This window comes from Massilia sp. NP310 (assembly GCF_019443485.1).
GTDB classification, from domain to species: domain Bacteria; phylum Pseudomonadota; class Gammaproteobacteria; order Burkholderiales; family Burkholderiaceae_D; genus Telluria; species Telluria timonae.
Genome location: NZ_CP080379.1, coordinates 2,723,655 through 2,742,127 on the forward strand (window position 1 = coordinate 2,723,655; position 18,473 = coordinate 2,742,127).

Below are 18,473 nucleotides of genomic sequence, written 5' to 3' on the forward strand. Positions count from 1 at the left end.
ACGTATCCGTGATTACTGCAGCGGCTGGCTACGGAAGTGGTCGCCTTCTTCGCTGTCATCCATCTCGTGATGATGACCGCCCGCGCCATGCACGTGTCCGTGCTGGATTTCCTCGGCGGTGGCCGCGCGCACGTCGATCACCGACAGCTCGAAGCGCAGCGCCATGCCGGCCAGCGGGTGGTTGCCGTCCAGGACCACCTTGTCTTCGGCGATCTCGGTCACGGTGAAGATCACCGGCTCGTCGTCGCCGCCTTCGGCCACGCCTTCGAACTGCATGCCGACTTCGATCGGCTCCGGCAGGCGCGCGCGGTCTTCGACCTTGACCAGCTCTGGCTCATAGTCGCCAAACGCATCGTCCGGTTCCACCTGGATCGTCGACGAATAGCCGACTTCCTTGCCGTCGAGCTCTTCTTCGATCTTTGGCAGGGTGTTTTCGTAGCCGCCGTGCAGGTAAACCATCGGCTGCACGCCTTCTTCGATCAGGTTGTTCTGGGCATCCGACAGCTTGTAGTTAACCGTCACGACCGTGTCTTTGGCAATCTTCATCGCACATCCTTTCGTTGTAAGGGGCCGATTATACCCCCGATGGGTTCCCCACCTTGTCCGGCTGGTTATAATGACGCATGAAAAAATTACCGCTTCTCGGGAATATCACTCCCGCCGAGTTTCTGCGCGATTATTGGCACAAGAAACCGCTTCTGATCCGTGGCGCCATCCCCGGCTTCAAGCCCCTGCTCAAATTCGAAAAACTGGCCGAGATGGCGCGCCAGAATCACGTCGAATCGCGCCTGGTCACCCAGAAGGGCGGCAACTGGGACATGCAGCACGGTCCCCTGGCCGAGCTCCCTGCGCGCACCGAACCGAACTGGACGATGCTGGTCCAGGGCGTGAACCTCTACGACGAGCGCGCCGACGAGCTGCTGCGCCAGTTCCGCTTCGTGCCCGATGCCCGCCTGGACGACCTGATGGTCAGCTTCGCCACCGACGGCGCCGGCGTCGGTCCCCACTATGACTCGTATGACGTATTCCTTCTGCAGGCCCACGGCAAGCGCCGCTGGAAGATCGGTTCGCAGCAAGACCTGACCCTGGTCGAAGGCTTGCCGCTCAAGATCCTGGCCAATTTCAAGCCCGAAGAAGAATTCGTGCTCGAGCCGGGCGATATGCTGTACCTGCCGCCGCATTATGCCCACGACGGCATTGCCGAAGGCGAATGCATGACGTATTCGATCGGTTTCCGCTCGCCTTCGTTCCAGGAACTGGGCGAAGCCTTCCTGCAATTCATGGCCGATTCCATCGATTTGCCTGGCCGTTATGGCGATCCGGAATTGAAACCGGCCAAGAACCCGGCCGAGATTCCGCGCGATATGCTCGACACCGTCACCGAAGAATTGAGCAAGGTGCGCTGGGACCAGGAAGACGTGACCGTCTTCCTGGGCGAAACCATGTCCGAGCCGAAGCATAATGTGTTCTTCACCGGCCCGGCGAAACCGCTGACCGTGGGCCGCTTCATGGAAAGCGCCGCCAAGCGCGGCATCAAGCTGTCCAGCAAGTCCCTGATGCTGTACCGCGGCAAGCATGTCTTCATCAACGGCGAATCGTTCGCCGTCGGCCGCGCCGACAAGGTGGTGCTGGACGTGCTGGCCAACGAGCGCCGCATTGATGGCGCCGTGCTGGACAAGGCCACCGACGACGTGCTCGAAGCCCTGTACACCTGGTATCAGGACGGCTGGGTCGAGCTGGGCTGAAGGACGAGGTGTCGGTGAGCGAACCACGCACGATTGCCTTCGACACCCGTCTCGACTGCGAGACGCACTTTCTCGCTTGCATCGAAGCGGCACAGGCCACCCTGGTCGTTGTCGATCCGGATGCCGCGGTCTTTCCACTCGGCAGCACCAGGACCGATACCGCGCTGCGGGCCTTTCTTGCCCGCGGCGGCCGGCTGCGCCTGGCGCTGCACGATCCCTCCCACGTCGAGCTCCACTATCCGCGCTTCTTGCGCTTGCTGCGCGACTACAGCCACCTGTGCGAGTGCCGGCAAACGCCACGCAGCCTGCGCCAGCTCACCGATTCCTTCTGTATCGGCGATGAGCGGCACATCGTACGCCGCTTCCACAGCGACCACATGCGTGGCGAAGCGGCCTTCGCCCATCCTGCCGCCTGCGAACTGTCTCAACACCGCTTCGAGGCGATCTGGCAAGAGTCACATCTCGTATTGCAAACGTCCACTACTGGCTTATGAGCAGCCTCAATCGCTGACTGAAAAACGCCACATAGTTACATATTGCCGTGTTTCTTAGCCACGTTGCATCTTGTAACAATATGAAGCTTATTCGCCCGCAAATTTCTTTCGCTACGGCATGTGTTCGCTATTGCGAAACAGTAAAATTGTCTATAATATCAATCAGGAAGGTTCCGTTGCGTCTATGGCGTTAACGCTATTTGTGAAGGCACGAGAATTCCACAGAGAAATAATTACCGGTAATTATTAATCGCAACAAGTGTTCGACTCTTGTAAATACTAAGGAAAAATCATGAAAAAAACCCTGCTGATCGCCTCCCTGTTCGCTGTGACCCTGGCTGCTTGCGCTAAGAAAGAAGAAGCGCCAGTCGCACCAGCTGCTACCGAAACCCCAGCAGCTGCTGCACCAGCTGACGCAACCGCAACCCCAGCTGCTGACGCAACCGCACCAGCTGCTGCTGACGCTGCTGCCGCTGACGCTGCTGCTGCTGCAACCACCGCAACCGACGCTGCTGCTGCTGCTCAGACCTCGGCTGACCAGGCTGCTGACGCTGCTGCTACCACCAAGTAATTCGTTACTTCGGTAAGAAGAACCGGTCTGCGGACCGGTTTTTTTTCGCCTGTCGATATCACGACGGGGGCGATATCAGGTCGCCCCATGAAAAAACCGGCCACGCAGGCCGGTTTTTTCATGCACGAGGGGAAGGTTACTTCAGCTCGGTATGCAGCAGGTTCAGGATCTTGCCCGCGGTCGGCGAGGTATCTGCCTGGCCTTCGTTGTTCTGCACCGTGACCTTGCTGACGTTGGCGCCCTGCTCGGTCTTGACCAGCACGCGGTAGCGCTGGGCTTCCTTGAGCTCGTCTTCCGACTTGCCGCCCCACGAGAACAGGCGCTTGAAGAAGCCTTCCTTCTGCTCGGCCGCGTCCGGATCGACGTAGCGCACGAAGTAGATGCCCTGCACGCGATCGCGGTCTTCGACGGTGAAGCCGACGCGATCCAGCGCCAGGCCGACGCGGCGCCAGGCGCGGTCGAAGCCTTCGTCGACCTCGACCGTGTCACCCACCAGCTTGGCGTGCTGCGGCGCCACCGGTGCGTTGGCGACCGTCGCTTCGGCCGTCGCGACTTCCTTGCTGCCGGTCAGCATCGCGACCATGCGGCCCAGGAATTGCGATTCCAGACCCGGATCGTTCGGGCGCGAAGTCCAGGTGGTGGTTTCGTTCTGCGGGCCGGTCAAGACTTCCTCGGCGCCGCGGTGGCTGACCCAGACCTCGGTCGAGCCGTCCGGCAGGCGCTCGAGGCGGGTGCGGAACTTGTCGCGCTCGCCAGTCGAGTAGGCGCGGTCGAACACGCGGCCGATGGCGTTACGGATGAAGTCTTGCGGGATCTTCGAACGGTTCTCGACCCAGGCGGTTTCCATGGTGCCGGTCGTGGACGACTCGGTCTCGATGGCGAAGCCCTGCTCTTCCCAGAACTGGCGCAGCTGCGGCCACAGTTGTTCCGGGGTCTGCTTGACCACCAGCCAGCGCTGGTCGCCGTTGCGCTGCACGCTGACGGCGTCGGTCGAGATCGGGCCGATCTGCTGGTTGCTCGCCACGGCGCCAGGCACGAAGCCGCCGCCCGTGCCGGCGGCAGCGGCCGCCTGGCCGGATGCGGTGGCGACGCCACGGCCGTCAGGGATGGCGTAGCGGTTGTCGCGCTGCAGCTTGGTCAGATCGGGCGGCACGTCCAGCGGCGCGGCTTTCTTGGCGCCCTTGTAGTCGACCTTGTCGCCTTCGAAGATGGTGGTGCAGGCCGCCAGGCTGAAAGCGAGCGCGGTCAGCGTCAGCACGCGCGCGGCAGCAGGAGCGGAAACCAGGGGCGAGAAGTTGGAACGCGCGGAGTTGAATCCCGAGTACTTGCTTTTAGTCATGTCGTTCGATATCAGGTCAGGAACCCGAACCCTTGCGGGCCCGGGATTAGGAATGAACGCCGGCTTCCACCAGGGCGGCGCGCACGGTCTCGTGGTACTGGGCGGACAGCGGCGCGAGCGGCAGGCGCAGGCCGGCCGGCATCTTGCCCATTTCGGCCAGCGCCCACTTTACCGGCACCGGGTTCGGTTCGACGAACAGCTTGCCGTGCAGGCCGAGCACGCGGTTGTTGATCTCGACCGCACGGGCGACGTCGCCGGCCATCGCCGCCACGCACAGCTCATGCATCGCGCGCGGGGCGACGTTGGCCGTCACCGAGATATTGCCGGCGCCGCCGCAGAACATCAGGGTCATCGCGCTCGGATCATCGCCCGAATAGACGGCGAACGATTTGTCGACCATCTTGAGCAGCTCGATGCCGCGGCCGATATTGCCGGTGGCGTCCTTGATGCCGACGATGTTCTCGATCGGCGCCAGGCGCGCGACGGTCTCGTTGGCCATGTCGGCCACGGTACGGCCCGGCACGTTGTACAGGATGATCGGCAGGTCCACGCTTTCCGCGATGGCGCGGAAATGGCGGTACATGCCCTCTTGCGTCGGACGGTTGTAATAGGGAACGACCTGCAGCGAGGCGTCGGCGCCGCATTCCTTCGCATGGCGGGTCAGCGCGATCGCTTCCGCGGTCGAGTTGCCGCCGGTGCCTGCGATGACCGGGATGCGGCCGGCGACGTGATCGACGGCCAGCTTGACGAGTTCGCAATGCTCTTCCGGCGACACGGTGGCGGATTCGCCCGTCGTGCCCACGATGACGATCGCGTCCGTGCCTTCCGCGACGTGCCAGTCGATCAGCTTGCGCAAGGAATCGCGGCCAAGACTGCCGTCTTCGAACATCGGAGTGACGAGTGCTACGATACTGCCCTTAATCATAATCTTGGCCGTGCCATTCAATAAAAAATCTGATTGTAGCGGATAGCCCGCCGCTATGGTTCATTCCTGACCACAATATGGTCGAGCCGGGCCTCGGTTTTGGCAAAAGCCGGGCCGCCCGCGCACAGGCGCTGCACCTGGGCCGGATGCGGCCGTTCCACATGGCCATCCTCGTAGGCCAGCACCTGCAATCCACCGTCTTGCGCCAGCCCCAGCAACTCGCCGGGCGCCAGCAGGAAGGCGGGATTCGATGGCTTGCCGTAGATCTGGTTGCCTTGCGCAAAGGTTTCGTAGATCAGGATGCCGTCCGGCCGCAGGCTGGCCGCGAGCTGCGCGAACAAGGGCCGGTGCAGGTAATTGGTGACCACGATCGCCGAGAAACGTCCCGCCTCGAAGGGCCAGGGCGAACCCTCGGCCTCGAGGTCATAGGCCATGGTCGTGACGTTGTGGCCGGCGCTGGCGGCCAGCGCCTCGGGCTTGAGGTCCAGCGCCAGCACCTGCAGGCCGCGTGCCGCCAAGAGGCGCGTGTGACGGCCATTGCCGCAAGCCAGGTCGAGCGCCTCGCCCGGCGGCGCCAGGGAAATGAAGCGCTCCACCCACGGCGACGGCGGCAGAGTCTGCATGTTCACGCGTGGCGCGTCGACTGGCATGGCGTCAGAACAGCACGAAGGTGAACGGCAGGACCATCAGGTCCACGATCCAGCGGCCCAGCTGCATCACCGGCACCACCCAGTAGCCCACCAGTTGCAGGAACACCAGGCCCAGCACGATGAAGAAGCCGTAGGGCTCGATGCGGGCGAATTTCCAGGCCAGGCTGTTGGGCAGCATGCTGGTCAACACCCGGCCGCCGTCCAGCGGCGGGATCGGCAGCAGGTTGAAGGCCATGATCAACAGGTTCGTGAGGATGCCGGCTTCGGCCATGCGGCGCGGAAACGCCTCGCTGACGCCGAAGAACACCAGCAGCGCCGCGAACAGCAGCCACAGCGCGGCCATGATGAGGTTGGCGATGGGGCCGGCCAGCGCGACCCAGGCCATGTCGCGCTTCGGATTGCGCAGGCGGCCGAACTCGACCGGCACCGGCTTGGCGTAGCCGAACACGAAGGGCGTGAACAGATACATCATGATGGGGATCACGATGGTGCCCCAGATGTCGACGTGCACCAGCGGATTCAGGCTCATGCGGCCTTGGGAATATGCGGTGTTGTCACCGAAATATTTAGCGGCGTAGGCGTGGGCGGCTTCGTGCAGGGTAATCGCAAAAAGGACGGGCAGCGCGTAGACGGCGATGTTACGTATCGTTTCATCCATAAGGGGGATTCTATCAGAGGCCGGTACGCACTTGTCCTGTGGAATTCTTAAGCCGGCATTACCTTACAGGCCGAAGGCCGCCGGATCGCCCCTGCCCTCGCGCACCAGCTCCGGTTCCGGGCCGGTCAGGTCGATGATGGTGGTCGCCTCCAGCATGCCGGCGCCGCCGTCGATGATCAGCTCGATCTGCTTTTCCAGCCGCTCGCGCACTTCTTCCGGGTCGGACAGCATATGGTCGTCGCCCGGCAGTTGCAGGGTGGTGCCGATCAGCGGCTCGCCCAGTTCCTCGAGCAGGGCCAGCGTGATGCGGTTCTCGGGCACGCGCAGGCCGATGGTCTTGCGCGACGGGTGCGACAGCCGGCGCGGCAGTTCGCGCGTCGCTTCCAGGATCACCGTGTACGGGCCCGGCATAGTGGCCTTGAGCAGGCGATATTGTGAGTTGTCCACGCGCGCATATTGCGCGACCTCGGACAGGTCGCGCACCAGCAGGGTCAGGTGGTGCTTGTCGTCGACGCCGCGGATGCGGCGCAGCTTGTCGACCGCCGTCTTGTCGTCCAGGCGGCAAACCAGCGCATAGGCGGAATCGGTCGGCAAGGCGACGATGCCGCCGCTGCTGACGATCTGCGCCGCCTGCTTGATCAGGCGGGCCTGGGGATTCTCGGGGTGGATCTGGAAATATTGGCCCATCTAAACGTCCTTGATTGATTAGCGCAGTTGCTGGAGCGCGGCGATACGCTGCTCCATCGGCGGGTGGGTCGAGAACAGCGCGCCCCAGCCGCCGCCGCTGCCGGAAATGCCCGACGCCGCCATCGTCTTCGGCAGCGCGCCCGGCGCGAAGCCGCCCAGGCGGGCCAGCGCATGCTGCATCGGCACCGGGCTGCCCATCAGTTTGGCGGCGCCGGCGTCGGCGCGGAATTCGCGCTGGCGCGAGAACCAGGCAACGATGATCGAGGCCAGTAGGCCGAACAGGATCTCGAGCACGAACACACTCGCGTAATAACCGATGCCGGGGCCCTCGCCCTCCTTGCGGAACAATACCTTGTCGACGAAGAAACCGACCACACGCGCGAGGAACACGACGAAGGTGTTGACCACGCCCTGGATCAGGGTCAGGGTGACCATGTCGCCGTTGGCGATGTGGGCCACCTCGTGGCCGAGGACGGCTTCGACCTCGTCCTGGTTCATGCTCTGCAGCAAACCAGTGGAGACGGCGACCAGCGCCGAGTTTTTAAACGCGCCGGTGGCAAAGGCGTTCGGCTCACCGTCATACACGGCGACTTCGGGCATGCCGATGCCGGCGCGCTCGGACAGGCGGCGCACGGTCTGCACCAGCCATTGCTCGGTGGCGTTGGCCGGCTGCTCGATGACGCGCGCGCCGGTCGACCACTTGGCCATCGGTTTGCTCATCAGGAGCGAGATGAAGGCGCCGGTGAAGCCGATCACCACCGACAACACGGCCAGTTCGCCGACATTGATGCCCTGCGCCGAGACACCTCGGCCCAGGCCGAACAGATTGATCACCAGCGTCAGCACCAGCACGACGGCAAGGTTGGTGGCAAGGAACAGAACAACACGCTTCATGGCAGACATCTCCAGTGAGTTCATGACAGGATGCCAAGATTGGGCTGGACCAGCGAAAAATCAAGGGCACAGCCATTAGCGGACCGGGCCGTGGCGCCTGGGCATTATCTTTGCAGGAAGAAGCGCAGCATCTCGCGCGAGGCGCAGGGGCCGAGCGCATCGGTGTGCGAGCCGGCCGCATCGCCGCCCGCCCAGGTGTGGCCGGCGCCATGCAAGATCCAGTGTTCCGCCATCGCCCGTCCCTCCTCGTCGCGCCAGATGCGCTGGGTAGCGCGGCGTCCGCCCTGCGTGGATGCCGTTTCGCTCGCATGCAGCGGCGTGGCGCGCAGGCCGGCGTGGGCGCCGACGAATTGCTTCAGCACCGCTTCGCCGTTGCCCGGATCGACCACATGGTCGGCATCGCCATGGAAGACGATCACCGGCACCGCCTCGCGCAGGCTGCGCGCGCGGCCCGGTTTCTTCATCGCCTGCAGGCCCGTGATCATGTCGCGCGCGCTGCCAGCCGGCAAGCCGGAATGGACGCCGATCGCGGCGAACAGTTCCGGATACTCGGCGCCGAGCACCGCCGCCATCGCGCCGCCGGCCGACATGCCGGCCACGAACACCTGCGACGGCTCGGCATCGTATTCCCGTATCACCTGGCGCGTCATGTCGGCAAGGATGCCGGGCTCTCCCGCATCGCGCGCCTGGTGGCCCGGCTCGAACCAGTTCCAGCAGTGGGAACGGTTGGCGCGGCCGTCCTGCTCGGGGTACAGCACCAGGAAGCCGAACTCTTCGGCCAGCGCGTTCATGCCGGTGCCGATCGCGAAGTCGTCCGGGTTCTGGGTGCAGCCGTGCAGCATGACGACCAGCGGCCGGCGGCCCTCTGCCGGTTGCGCGGGGATGTACAGCTTGTAGCGGCGGCTGCCCGCTTCGCCGCCGTGGCTGCCGGCGATGAAGCGGCCGGGCGCCGTTTTCCTGGACGCCGGTTGGCGGGCAGCGGGCCGGGGCGGGACGGAGCGCCCGGTCGTATGCCGGCTCCAGTCGGGCGCCGGGTTCAGGTCGACGAATTCCGGCTGGCGCGCAAACGCGCTGGCCGACGGGTGCGCCTCCGGGGTGGCGAGGCCCGCCTGCGCCAGCGCCTGCTGGATCACGGCGGTCGCTCCGGACACATCCTTGGCGCGCGCCAGGCGCGCCGATTCCAGCATCTGGCCGATAAAACGATCGAGGTTTTTCATGTCAACTCCCATAACGGGTGTAAATGCGGTCTGCCAGCGCTTGCCGGACCGCCGGAGCGGCAACGAAGGCGCCAAGCACGTGGATCGAGGCGATCGCCTGGACGGCAAGCTCGACCGGGACGTCGTCTTCGATCACGGCCAAACCCAGCACATTGATTTCAAGCTGCTCCCCCTGAGCCACGACCTGCTCGAGTTCGCGCAGCGAATAACGGTGCAAGCCCATGACGTAGCGCTTGCGCACGACGGCCTGGCGGATCACATCGGCATGTTGCTGCAACAGGTTGCGAATTGCCGCGCGGACGAGGTCGGTACGATTGGAATAAAAGCCTTCGTCGACCAGCAGGTCGACCTGGGCCAGGTCGACCAGGCCGACATTGACGGTGACCTTGTCGCTGTCTGGCAGCCTTGCTTGTGAAAGTGCGCGCTTTGCCATCCCCTGATACTCCTCTCATACTCCAATTGGAGTATATTATGCCGATAGATGGTGGCTTACAAGCTTTTCCTGGCGCTGCATCGGTATCCGCGTGCCGGCGGCGCAACATCGTCGTGCGCACGGCATTGCGTGCGACTGCCTGTGTTCCACTGAGCGAAAGTTCCGGGAGCAGGTCTGCGTTGTGAGAGGAGTCAAGGTCGTCCCCTTCCTGCATACGCGTGTATTGAAGTGCGTCGAGCGGTCCATTAGGCTCTCCTTATCACGTCATTTCGGGGGCTCATCATGGACTGCAAGTCGACTGATCGCATTGCCTTCAAGCAGCAGCTATTTGCCCGTGAAGAACTTTCCCGACGCTGGCCGGCACTGAACAAATACATCAGTTCCACGACCGCGCTCGAAGCGGCCTATGTCAACACCGAACAGCTGGTGGGCAACCGCCTCGACATCTCGCGCGGCACCGCCCAGGAAGCACTCGACTTCTACAACAAGGTGGTGCAAGACGGCCGCTATATCGACCGCCTGCTCGAAGCGCCGCAAGAAGTGGCCGAGAAACTGAAACTGCCGCTTTCCAAAGAAGCCATCGAACGGCTGGTCACCGTCAACCAATTGCTTCCACCCGGAAGCACGGTGATGAACATCGCCGTCGTGGCCGTCGCCGTGGCCGTGACCGTCGTGATCGTCAAGGGCATCGATCCGCTGGAAGAACTCGTCATCGACCAGCGCGGCCTGGTGAGACTGTAGGGCATGGAGACATCGGCGCCGAAGGTCGTGCTGGCCAGCCTGCCGTGGGCTACCTACGCCGAGCCCTCCCTGGGCCTGGCGACATTGAAAGCGGAGCTGGACAGAGCGGGCATTGCCTGCCGGGTTCGCCACTTGAACCTGCGATTGCTGCGGTATGTCAGTGCGCAATCGTGTTCGATGCTGGCCACGTTCTGGGGCATCAATGAGTTCCTGTTCACGGGATTACTCGACGGCGAACTGGACGACGAGCAAGCCGCATGCCTTGCCGAGCGCTGCGCGGTGCATGCGGCGACGGTCCAGCAAGACCGCTACCGCTCGACCGAAGCGCTGCTGCATCTCTGTCTCCGGCTGCGCGACGACGTCATGCCCCAGTACCTGGCCGAGTGCGCCGACGACATCCTGGCCTTGCACCCCACGCTGGTGGGGTTCACCTGCATGTTCGACCAGACCATCGCCTCGGTTGCCCTGGCACGCTTGCTCAAGATGCGGCGCCCCGACCTGCCCGTGATCCTGGGTGGCTATGCGCTCGAAGGAATACCTGGCGATAACGTGCTTCGCAGCTTCCCATGGATCGATGCCGTGGCGCGCGGGGACGGCGAACCGCAAATCGCGCGCCTGGCCTGGGCTTCGGTGGGGAAGGATGACCTTGCCCGCATTCCCGGCATTCAGGTGCGCGCCGGGCCGGGAATCGTGCCCCCATCCGCCGCCAAAGGGCTGGCGGCTGAACTGAACCGCAATCCGCCGCCCGACTACACCGACTGGTTCGCCGACCTCGATGCCCTTCGGTCCGAAGAATCCATCACCGTCCACAGCAAGGTGTTGCCGGTGGAGGCGTCACGCGGTTGCTGGTGGGGCCAGCACAAGCACTGCGTCTTCTGCGGCATCGACGAGGACAGCCTGCGGTATCGCGCCAAATCGTCCGGGCAGGTGCTGGCCATGCTCGACGCCATGCGCCAACGTTATGGCGATCGCATTTATCGTTTCTCGGATTACATCCTTCCTCGCCAGTACTATCACGACATGCTCGATTGGCTGGCGCAGACCTCCCCCCGGCTGCGCCTGATGGGAGAAATCAAGGCCAACCAGAGCGACGAGCGCCTGGGCCGTTTCGCGGCAGCGGGCTTCGTCGAGCTTCAACCCGGCATCGAATCGTTCTCGTCCGAAGTGCTCAAGCTGATGGACAAGGGGGTGCGCGGCATTCACAACGTCCTGACCCTCAAATCCGGCTACCGGCACGGGATTCAGATCAATTACAACATCCTGTATGGTTTGCCCGGCGAGCAGGCGGCGTGGTATCGCGCCATGTTGCGTCAATTGCCCAAGCTTTATCACCTGACGCCGCCAGTCAGCCGCACCGAAACGATCGTCACCCGCTTCGCGCCCTTGCAAGCCGACCCGGCGCGCTTCGGCCTGTCGAGCAAGCCGCGCCATCATCGCTGCTATGACGTCATGTTTTCCCAAGCCTTCCAGGAAGAACACGACTTTCGGCTGGACGACTATGCCTATTATTTCGCCCGCGGCTTCGAATACCCGCAAGAACTCGGGACGCTCTATCGGATGCTGGTGGAGCAGGTCGACCACTGGAAGGCACAGCATCGCGACCGGGATGTCTATCTTTATTATGTCGATGATGGCGAAGCGCTGACCGTGCACGACAGCCGCTTCGGCGCCGAATGCACGCGGTGTTTCGACGGCCTCGAGCGGCGCCTGCTGCTGGCCTGCGATGACGCGACCCAGACACTGGATGCCATCACACTGGCATTGCCGGAATTCCACCGAGACACCATCGCGCCTGCCGCCCAGTTGCTGGCGGACGAGTATCGCCTGCTCTGGCGTGAAGGCGAACACTATCTGTCCCTGGCGGTGCCCGAAGAAGTCTGGCAGCGCCATATCGCGAGCAACTGGCCAAAGAGCTGGACTGCGAACTACTGTTAGCCGGCGCTACCGGTTCATGCCAGCGCCCGTGCCGCCGCACCAGGCGAAGATGCCTGTTTCATTTCCTGACGGTACGGTGCGTGCGGGGGCTTTCAGAACCAGTCGTGCCACACCGGCGTCACGCCAGACGGCAAAGGCGGCAGCTCGGCAAACTCGACCCGCGCCTCGCCCGGCGCATGGAAGTCCGTCCCGCGCGATGCCAAAAAGCCGTAGCGCCGCGCTACCTCGGCATAGGTCTGGTACTGGTCCGGCGTGTGGCTGCCGGTGACCACTTCGATGGTCTTGCCGCCCAGCTGGCGGAACTCGTCGAACAGCACGCCTTCGGCGGTGGCGCTGAATTTGTAACGCCCCGGATGCGCGATCACGGGAATGCCGCCGGCGCCGCGGATCCAGCCCATCGCCTCGCTCAGGGTGGCCCAGCGGTGCGGCACATAGCCGGGCCGGCCTTCGGTCAGGAAGCGGCGGAATACTTCGGAAGTGGTGTCGCACACGCCGATCTCGCACAGGAAGCGCGCGAAATGGGTGCGCGACATCAGGTCGGGATTGGCGACGTAGCGCAGCGCGCCCTCGTAGGCGCCGGGAATGCCGGCCTGCTCCAGCTGGGCCGCCATCTCGCGCGCGCGCTTTTCGCGGCCATTGCGGGTCGCGGCCAGGCCGGCGATCAGGGCTGGATTGTCTTCGTCGACCTGCAGGCCCACCACGTGCACGGTCTCGTTGGCCCAGGTGACCGATATCTCGACCCCGGCCACGAAGCGCATGCCCAGCTCACCCGCCGCCTTGCGCGCGGCCTTGATGCCGCCGACCTCGTCGTGGTCAGTGAGCGCCCACACGTCGACCCCGCCCTTGCGCGCATAAGCCGCCACGTCGGAAGGAGCGAGTACGCCGTCGGAGACGGTGGAATGGCAGTGGAGGTCGACTTTCAGCATGGGGCAAATGAGGTATCTGGAACGACACATTGTACGCGCATTTGCCCGCACTTCACCGGCGCCTCACGCCGCGCGCAGCCGCTCGGCGAACGCACGGAATGCCGGCGTCGCGAAGCCGTCGCGCCAGACCAGGCAGGTGTCGAGGCGCCCCAGCGGCACGGTCTTGAGCGCGGCCGGCGCCCCGCTCAGCGCCAGCACGCTGGCCGGCAGCACCGTCACGCAGGCGCCGGCGGCCACGCAGGCGATCATCGCGTGATACGAGTTCATTTCCTGCACCCGCCAGGCGGTGGCGCCGGCGATGCCCAGCCGCTCTTGCGCCAGGCTCCGATAAGTGCACCCCTGCGGGAAGGCGGCCAGCGAGCGCGCCCTTACCTGCCGGGCGTCGTCGACGTCCGCCTCGCCGGGCGGCAGCAGCAATGACAATTCCTCGGCCCACACCGGCATCGACCGCAAACCCATCTCGGCAAGGTCTGCGCCATCGTCCGGGAAAGCGGCGAAGGCGCAATCCAGCGCACCGGCCCTCACCTGCTCGACGATCTCGCGCGAGGGGCCGGTGCGCAAGACCAGCTGCGTCGCCGGATGGTCGACGTGGAAGGCAGCGAGCACAGCCGGGAGGCGGCTGGCCGCCGTGCTTTCCATGCTGCCGATCCGCAGGACGCCGCCCGACGCGCCATCCGACACGACCTGGCGCGCCTCGTCTTCCAGCGCCAACAGCCTCTCGGCATAGGCAAGAAACTGTTCGCCCGCGGTCGACAAGGAGATACGCTTACCCACGCGTACCAGCAGCTCGGCGCCGAGGTCGGCCTCCAGTTGCTGGATGCGTGTCGTCACGTTCGACGGCGCTCGCCCGAGCCGCGCGGCGGCCTGCGTCACACTGAGTTCCGCAGCCACGGCGCAAAAAATCCTTAAAGATTCAGTTTCCATATATCTTTTCTCAAAACAGAATGATACCATCACTTCATTCTCGATTTTAGAATACAAGTCAAGCGCCAAAGGAGCCAGCCATGCAGTCGTTCCACCCATTCTTCAGCCAGCTGTCCATCCAGCATCCGATCATCCAGGCGCCAATGGCAGGCACGTCGACGCCGCGGCTGGCGGCGGCGGTGTCGAATGCGGGCGCACTGGGTTCACTGGGAATCGGCGCGAGCACGGCTGCCCAAGCGCGCGCGATGATCGAGGAGACGCGGGCGCTGACCGGCAAGCCGATCAATGTCAACGTGTTCTGCCATGCTCCGGCGCGGCGCGATGCCGGCGTCGAAGCCGCCTGGCTGGCCCACCTGGCGCCATTGTTCGATGAAGCCGGCGCGGCCCTGCCAGCGTCGCTCGAGGAAATCTATCGCACTTTCAACGATGACGAAGAGAGCTTCCGGATGCTGCTCGCGCTGCGCCCGGAAGTCGTCAGCTTCCACTTCGGCCTGCCTTCGGGCGAGCGCCTGGCGGCGTTGCGCGCGGCCGGCATCCGCACCATGGCCACCGCGACCAACCTGATTGAGGCGCTGCGCATCGAACGGGCGGGAGTGGACGCGATCGTGGCGCAAGGCATCGAAGCCGGCGGCCACCGCGGCATGTTCGATCCGGAGGCGACCGACGAACGGCTGAGCATGGCGGTGCTGGTGCGCCTGCTGGTCAAGCGGACAACGCTGCCGGTGATCGCAGCCGGCGGCATCATGGATGGCGCCGGCATCAGGGCGGCGCTGGACCTGGGCGCGGCCGGCGCCCAGCTCGGCACCGCCTTCATCCTGAGCCCGGAATCGGCGGCGAACGACGCCTACCGCGCCAACCTGCAGAGCGCGCGCGCCGCCACCACCGTCCTCACCGCGGCGATCTCGGGACGGCCGGCGCGCGGCATCGTCAACCGCTTGAGCGCCCACGGCGCGTCCGGCGTCCCGGCCGCCTACCCGGTCGCCTATGACGCGGCCAAGCAGCTGCACGCCGCGGCGGCAAAGGCGGGCAACCACGAATATGCGGCGCACTGGGCCGGGCAAGGCGCGCCGCTCGCGCGGGCCATGCCGGCGGCGGAACTGGTGGAGACGCTGGTGCGCGAACTGCATGCCGCCGGCAACCCGGCCTGATGCGGACCAGCCCGCCCTCGCTGTGTATCTGATGGGCGAGTTGCAGCGCTATCGCGCGCAAGGCGGGCCGGTCGGCCCGGTGGCGCAGCGCTTCGTGTCCGCGATCGGGAACGCGGGCGCCGTCTACGGGATCGAGGCGGATGTGCTGGAGAGGATGGCTGCGCTGGCGCTGGCGCCCGAGCCGCTGGAAGAAGCCGCGCTGCGCTGGATGCGCAACCAGTTGCCGGAGATCGTACGACGGGTCGTCTTGTTTAGTCCGGCACCAGCATGGAACGGATCGTCCCCTGCTTCGCCAGCACGTAGTCATGCCCCGCCAGCACCAGATTCGTGGTCGGCTGGATCACCTTGACGTTGATGAAGATGGTGTCGCGCGTCTCGGCATACGAACCCACGACCACCGCCTGCGCATTGTGCGTGCCGGCCACTTCGCCCAGCTCGCGGGTGAGCATCAGCTCGCCCTGGTTGCGCTTCAGGTAGACGCTGTTGCGCAGCTTCATTTCCAGCACCGGCAGGCCGCCCTGGGCCAGGCGGGTGGCGATCTGCTCCGACACCACGCGGCCCAGCATCGAGCTGCGCTCGAGCGCGTCGATATTGACGAGGGTGGCCATGATCAGGGGCTGGTCGCCGCCCAGCTTGCCGGCCAGCTGGGCCTGCAACGCGTCGGCCGCGCGATAGTTGGCGGCGACGAAATCGTTGGCGCTCACCGAGGTGTAGTTGGGCTGCTCGACCAGCGCGCAGCCGCCCAGCAGCAGGGCCAGGCCCAGCGCGGCCGCCGATAGTGTCAATGTGCGCATCATCAGCTCAATGGTCCTTGACGGCAAAGGTCTTCGATGGCTGCACCGGTGCGGCCAGTTTCGCCGCCAGTGCGGCGTCGTACAGCGACAGGTCTTCATCGTTGGTGTAGTAGACCGAGGTATTGCGCGCGTAATAGCGCTGCTCGTCCGCCACCGAGACGGTCACGATCATTTCGGTCTTCGGCGTATCGCCCGGCGCGAACTGGGCGGTGAACCAGCGATGGGCGTCGTAGCCGTAGATGCCGGCCGTGACGAGCCACTCGGGGCTGTGCTGGATGCTGGTCAGGACCCAGGCGCCGCTGGCCAGCGCGGTCGGCAGGCCGGCGTAGCGGTACTGCGGACGGTCGGCCGAGAAGGCGACCACCTGCGTGTCGAGCTCGATCTTGAGGGCGCCCGGCACGGGATTCTTGACGACCACGAAGCCATCGTTGACCAGGGCCGTGATCAGATGCGTCTTCACGCCCTCGCCGAAGGTCGACGCTTGCAGCGGCTGCACGTACAGGGAGCGGCTCGGCGCCGTCTTCAGGGTCGGACCCAGTTCGGTGGCCATATGGCGCGCGATCACGCCCCAATGGGCCGCGGCCTGCACCTTGAGCTGGTGGGTGCTGGGGAAATTGCTGGCCACGGGGGCCGGGCTGTAGGGCATGGCGCAGCCTGCGAGCAGCAGGCCGGCGGCGAGTGCGCAGGCGCCTCGGTAAGCCATCGTGAATCCTGTGTGGTCTGTGGTGCGACCGGACTTGGCGCACGCTCGGGGGCGACTGTATCACAGCAGTTTCCCACCGGCAATTTATCCCTCTAGGATGAGGTGTGATTACAACGGCAACGGCGCATGTCGTGACCATTCTGCCGGCGCATCCCAGATCGCATGCGACATCTTGAACATCTACGATGGGGCAAGAAATACGTTAAACATGTGGCATGCATAAATTCATCTTTAAAGAGCTTTTATTTCTACAATCGGGTAGTTTTCAGTGCTAACCAACAGAATTACCGTGCTAAGCTAATAACACACATCAGGGCAAGGGGAATCCAGGGTGAGCCAGCCGGACAAATGCAGCGGGCAGGATAGGAACCAGGCGGACCTTGACCCTGTCCGCACCGGCCCGGCAACGGGAGCGGCCATGGATGCTCCCATCACCGTCCGGCGCCTTCCCTGGCGCGCCCTTGCCGCCGCCGTGCTGGCCGGCGCCGCCGCCGCCGGTTACCTCGCCTGGCCGCGCGGACTCCAGGTGGCGCGCGCCGACGTGCACATCGCCACCGCCGAACTCGGCGCGTTTCGCGACGAGCTGGTGGTGCGGGCCCAGGCCGTAGCGCTGACCTCGGTGATGCTCGACTCGACCGAATCGGGCCGGGTCGAGGAAGTGATCGCGCGCGACGGCCTCGTCGTGACCAAAGGCGAACTGCTGTTTCGCCTGTCGAACCCGCAGCGCCACCTCGACTTGCTGGCCCGCCAATCCGAGCACGCCCAGCAGATTTCCAACCTCGCAAGCATGCGGGTCGCGCTCGAAACGAGCCGCGCCGACCACCAGCGCCGCATCTCCGAACTCAGTTATGAAACGGCGCAGGCGGGCAAGCACCACCAGCGCGCCGCCGAACTGGCTGCCAAAGGCTTCCTGTCGCCGGCCCAGGCCGAAGAAGCGTCCGACCGCCTGGCCCAGCAGCGCCACCTGCTGGCCGAGGCCAACAGCGCGGCGCGCACCGACCTGGCCATCAAGCAGGATGTGGTGCGCCAGATGCAAAAGGCGATCGCGGGCCTGGAAACCGGCCTGGCCCTGGTCGGCAACACGGTCAATGCGCTCGCCGTGCGTGCGCCGGTGGCCGGCCGCCTGACCGACTTCCGCCTGCAGGTGGGCGAAACCGTGCGGCCCGACCAGCGCATCGGCCGCATCGACGACCCGGCGCGCTTCAAGCTCACGGCCCAGGTCGACGAGTTCTACCTGACGCGCGTGGCCATCGGCCACCGGGGCAGCGTCGAAGTCGACGGGCGCAGCTATCTGGTCGAAGTCAGCCGCATATTCCCGCAGATCAAGGATGGCCGCTTCGTCGTGGAGCTGGTCTTTGCCAGGGCGCAGCCCGGTTCGCTGCGTCCAGGCCAGAGCGCCGATACCCGCATCACCCTCGGCGCGGCCAGCAAGGGCCTGCTGTTGCCCAATAGCGCCTTCGTCAACGACAGCGGCGGCGCCTATGCTTATGTGGTGGCGGGCGATGGCCGCAGCGCCGTGCGGCGACCGATCCGGGTCGGCCGACGCAGCAATAGCCAGATCGAACTGCTCGACGGCATCGCTGCCGGCGAGCGGGTCATCGTGTCGAGTGTCGCCGCGTTCGGCAAGGCCGAACGCCTGCGATTGGTCGACTAGTCTTGCCCCACGCGGCGCGTCCGCATCGTCCAACA

20 protein-coding genes are annotated in these 18,473 nt (G+C 64.9%); 7 read left to right on the forward strand and 13 right to left on the reverse strand.

Annotated features, from left to right (window positions below; translation table 11 throughout):
* Window positions 1-12 precede the first annotated feature (12 nt).
* Window positions 13-546, reverse strand: coding sequence for a peptidylprolyl isomerase (locus KY496_RS12050; protein WP_005662765.1), 534 nt, complete (start codon window positions 544-546; stop codon window positions 13-15).
* A 77-nt stretch (window positions 547-623) separates the two neighbouring features.
* On the opposite strand from KY496_RS12050, the gene KY496_RS12055 reads away from it, so the two are divergent.
* From KY496_RS12055 to KY496_RS12065, 3 genes are all read left to right on the forward strand, one after another.
* Complete coding sequence (locus KY496_RS12055; RefSeq protein WP_219864893.1) at window positions 624-1,745, forward strand: cupin domain-containing protein; 1,122 nt, start codon at window positions 624-626, stop codon at window positions 1,743-1,745.
* A 14-nt stretch (window positions 1,746-1,759) separates the two neighbouring features.
* A complete protein-coding gene (locus KY496_RS12060; RefSeq protein WP_184239260.1) occupies window positions 1,760-2,239 on the forward strand; it encodes a hypothetical protein in 480 nt (159 codons plus the stop codon).
* A gap of 292 nt (window positions 2,240-2,531) precedes the next feature.
* A complete protein-coding gene (locus KY496_RS12065) occupies window positions 2,532-2,810 on the forward strand; it encodes a hypothetical protein (RefSeq protein WP_081589823.1) in 279 nt (92 codons plus the stop codon).
* A gap of 136 nt (window positions 2,811-2,946) precedes the next feature.
* On the opposite strand, the gene bamC is transcribed toward KY496_RS12065, so the two are convergent.
* The 8 genes from bamC to KY496_RS12105 all read right to left on the reverse strand — a co-directional run bounded on the left by bamC (window position 2,947) and on the right by KY496_RS12105 (window position 9,613).
* Window positions 2,947-4,149: an outer membrane protein assembly factor BamC gene (gene bamC / locus KY496_RS12070; protein ID WP_005662770.1), complete on the reverse strand. Its 1,203-nt coding sequence runs from the start codon at window positions 4,147-4,149 to the stop codon at window positions 2,947-2,949.
* Window positions 4,150-4,195: 46 nt separating this feature from the next.
* Entirely contained in the window at window positions 4,196-5,074 is an 879-nt protein-coding gene (gene dapA, locus KY496_RS12075) for a 4-hydroxy-tetrahydrodipicolinate synthase (RefSeq protein WP_219864894.1), read from the reverse strand.
* Window positions 5,075-5,127: 53 nt separating this feature from the next.
* Window positions 5,128-5,697, reverse strand: a complete 570-nt coding sequence (locus KY496_RS12080) for a bifunctional 2-polyprenyl-6-hydroxyphenol methylase/3-demethylubiquinol 3-O-methyltransferase UbiG (RefSeq protein WP_229520536.1) — start codon at window positions 5,695-5,697, stop codon at window positions 5,128-5,130.
* Window positions 5,698-5,728: 31 nt separating this feature from the next.
* Window positions 5,729-6,382, reverse strand: coding sequence for a site-2 protease family protein (locus tag KY496_RS12085; RefSeq protein WP_071361793.1), 654 nt, complete (start codon window positions 6,380-6,382; stop codon window positions 5,729-5,731).
* Between the two features lie 63 nt (window positions 6,383-6,445).
* The gene (locus KY496_RS12090; protein WP_005662778.1) at window positions 6,446-7,069 is read right to left on the reverse strand and encodes an L-threonylcarbamoyladenylate synthase; all 624 of its coding nucleotides are present in this window, start codon (window positions 7,067-7,069) and stop codon (window positions 6,446-6,448) included.
* A gap of 18 nt (window positions 7,070-7,087) precedes the next feature.
* Window positions 7,088-7,963 (reverse strand): protease HtpX, encoded by an 876-nt coding sequence (gene htpX / locus KY496_RS12095; RefSeq protein ID WP_005662780.1) that lies wholly within the window; start codon window positions 7,961-7,963, stop codon window positions 7,088-7,090.
* A gap of 104 nt (window positions 7,964-8,067) precedes the next feature.
* Complete coding sequence (locus KY496_RS12100) at window positions 8,068-9,180, reverse strand: PHB depolymerase family esterase (RefSeq protein ID WP_219864896.1); 1,113 nt, start codon at window positions 9,178-9,180, stop codon at window positions 8,068-8,070.
* 1 nt (window position 9,181) lies between these two features.
* Window positions 9,182-9,613 carry a hypothetical protein gene (locus KY496_RS12105; protein ID WP_005662784.1) on the reverse strand — a complete coding sequence of 144 codons (432 nt, stop codon included), beginning with the start codon at window positions 9,611-9,613 and terminating at the stop codon, window positions 9,182-9,184.
* Between the two features lie 282 nt (window positions 9,614-9,895).
* Here KY496_RS12105 and KY496_RS12110 point away from each other — a divergent pair, with 282 nt between their 5' ends.
* Window positions 9,896-10,354 carry a hypothetical protein gene (locus KY496_RS12110; RefSeq protein ID WP_005662786.1) on the forward strand — a complete coding sequence of 153 codons (459 nt, stop codon included), beginning with the start codon at window positions 9,896-9,898 and terminating at the stop codon, window positions 10,352-10,354.
* 3 nt (window positions 10,355-10,357) lie between these two features.
* The gene (locus KY496_RS12115) at window positions 10,358-12,289 is read left to right on the forward strand and encodes a RiPP maturation radical SAM C-methyltransferase (RefSeq protein WP_219864897.1); all 1,932 of its coding nucleotides are present in this window, start codon (window positions 10,358-10,360) and stop codon (window positions 12,287-12,289) included.
* Window positions 12,290-12,381: 92 nt separating this feature from the next.
* Here the strand turns inward: KY496_RS12115 and KY496_RS12120 are convergent, their stop codons facing one another.
* Complete coding sequence (locus KY496_RS12120) at window positions 12,382-13,215, reverse strand: 3',5'-nucleoside bisphosphate phosphatase (protein WP_219864898.1); 834 nt, start codon at window positions 13,213-13,215, stop codon at window positions 12,382-12,384.
* Window positions 13,216-13,278: 63 nt separating this feature from the next.
* Window positions 13,279-14,139 carry a LysR substrate-binding domain-containing protein gene (locus tag KY496_RS12125; protein ID WP_219864899.1) on the reverse strand — a complete coding sequence of 287 codons (861 nt, stop codon included), beginning with the start codon at window positions 14,137-14,139 and terminating at the stop codon, window positions 13,279-13,281.
* An 80-nt stretch (window positions 14,140-14,219) separates the two neighbouring features.
* On the opposite strand from KY496_RS12125, the gene KY496_RS12130 reads away from it, so the two are divergent.
* The gene (locus KY496_RS12130) at window positions 14,220-15,287 is read left to right on the forward strand and encodes a nitronate monooxygenase family protein (protein WP_219864900.1); all 1,068 of its coding nucleotides are present in this window, start codon (window positions 14,220-14,222) and stop codon (window positions 15,285-15,287) included.
* 251 nt (window positions 15,288-15,538) lie between these two features.
* On the opposite strand, the gene KY496_RS12135 is transcribed toward KY496_RS12130, so the two are convergent.
* Window positions 15,539-16,084 carry a FlgO family outer membrane protein gene (locus tag KY496_RS12135; protein ID WP_229520503.1) on the reverse strand — a complete coding sequence of 182 codons (546 nt, stop codon included), beginning with the start codon at window positions 16,082-16,084 and terminating at the stop codon, window positions 15,539-15,541.
* Window positions 16,085-16,088: 4 nt separating this feature from the next.
* Complete coding sequence (locus tag KY496_RS12140) at window positions 16,089-16,784, reverse strand: hypothetical protein (protein WP_219864901.1); 696 nt, start codon at window positions 16,782-16,784, stop codon at window positions 16,089-16,091.
* Between the two features lie 418 nt (window positions 16,785-17,202).
* Between KY496_RS12140 and KY496_RS12145 the strand changes: the two genes are divergently transcribed.
* The gene (locus KY496_RS12145) at window positions 17,203-18,438 is read left to right on the forward strand and encodes an efflux RND transporter periplasmic adaptor subunit (RefSeq protein WP_219864902.1); all 1,236 of its coding nucleotides are present in this window, start codon (window positions 17,203-17,205) and stop codon (window positions 18,436-18,438) included.
* Window positions 18,439-18,473 lie beyond the last annotated feature (35 nt).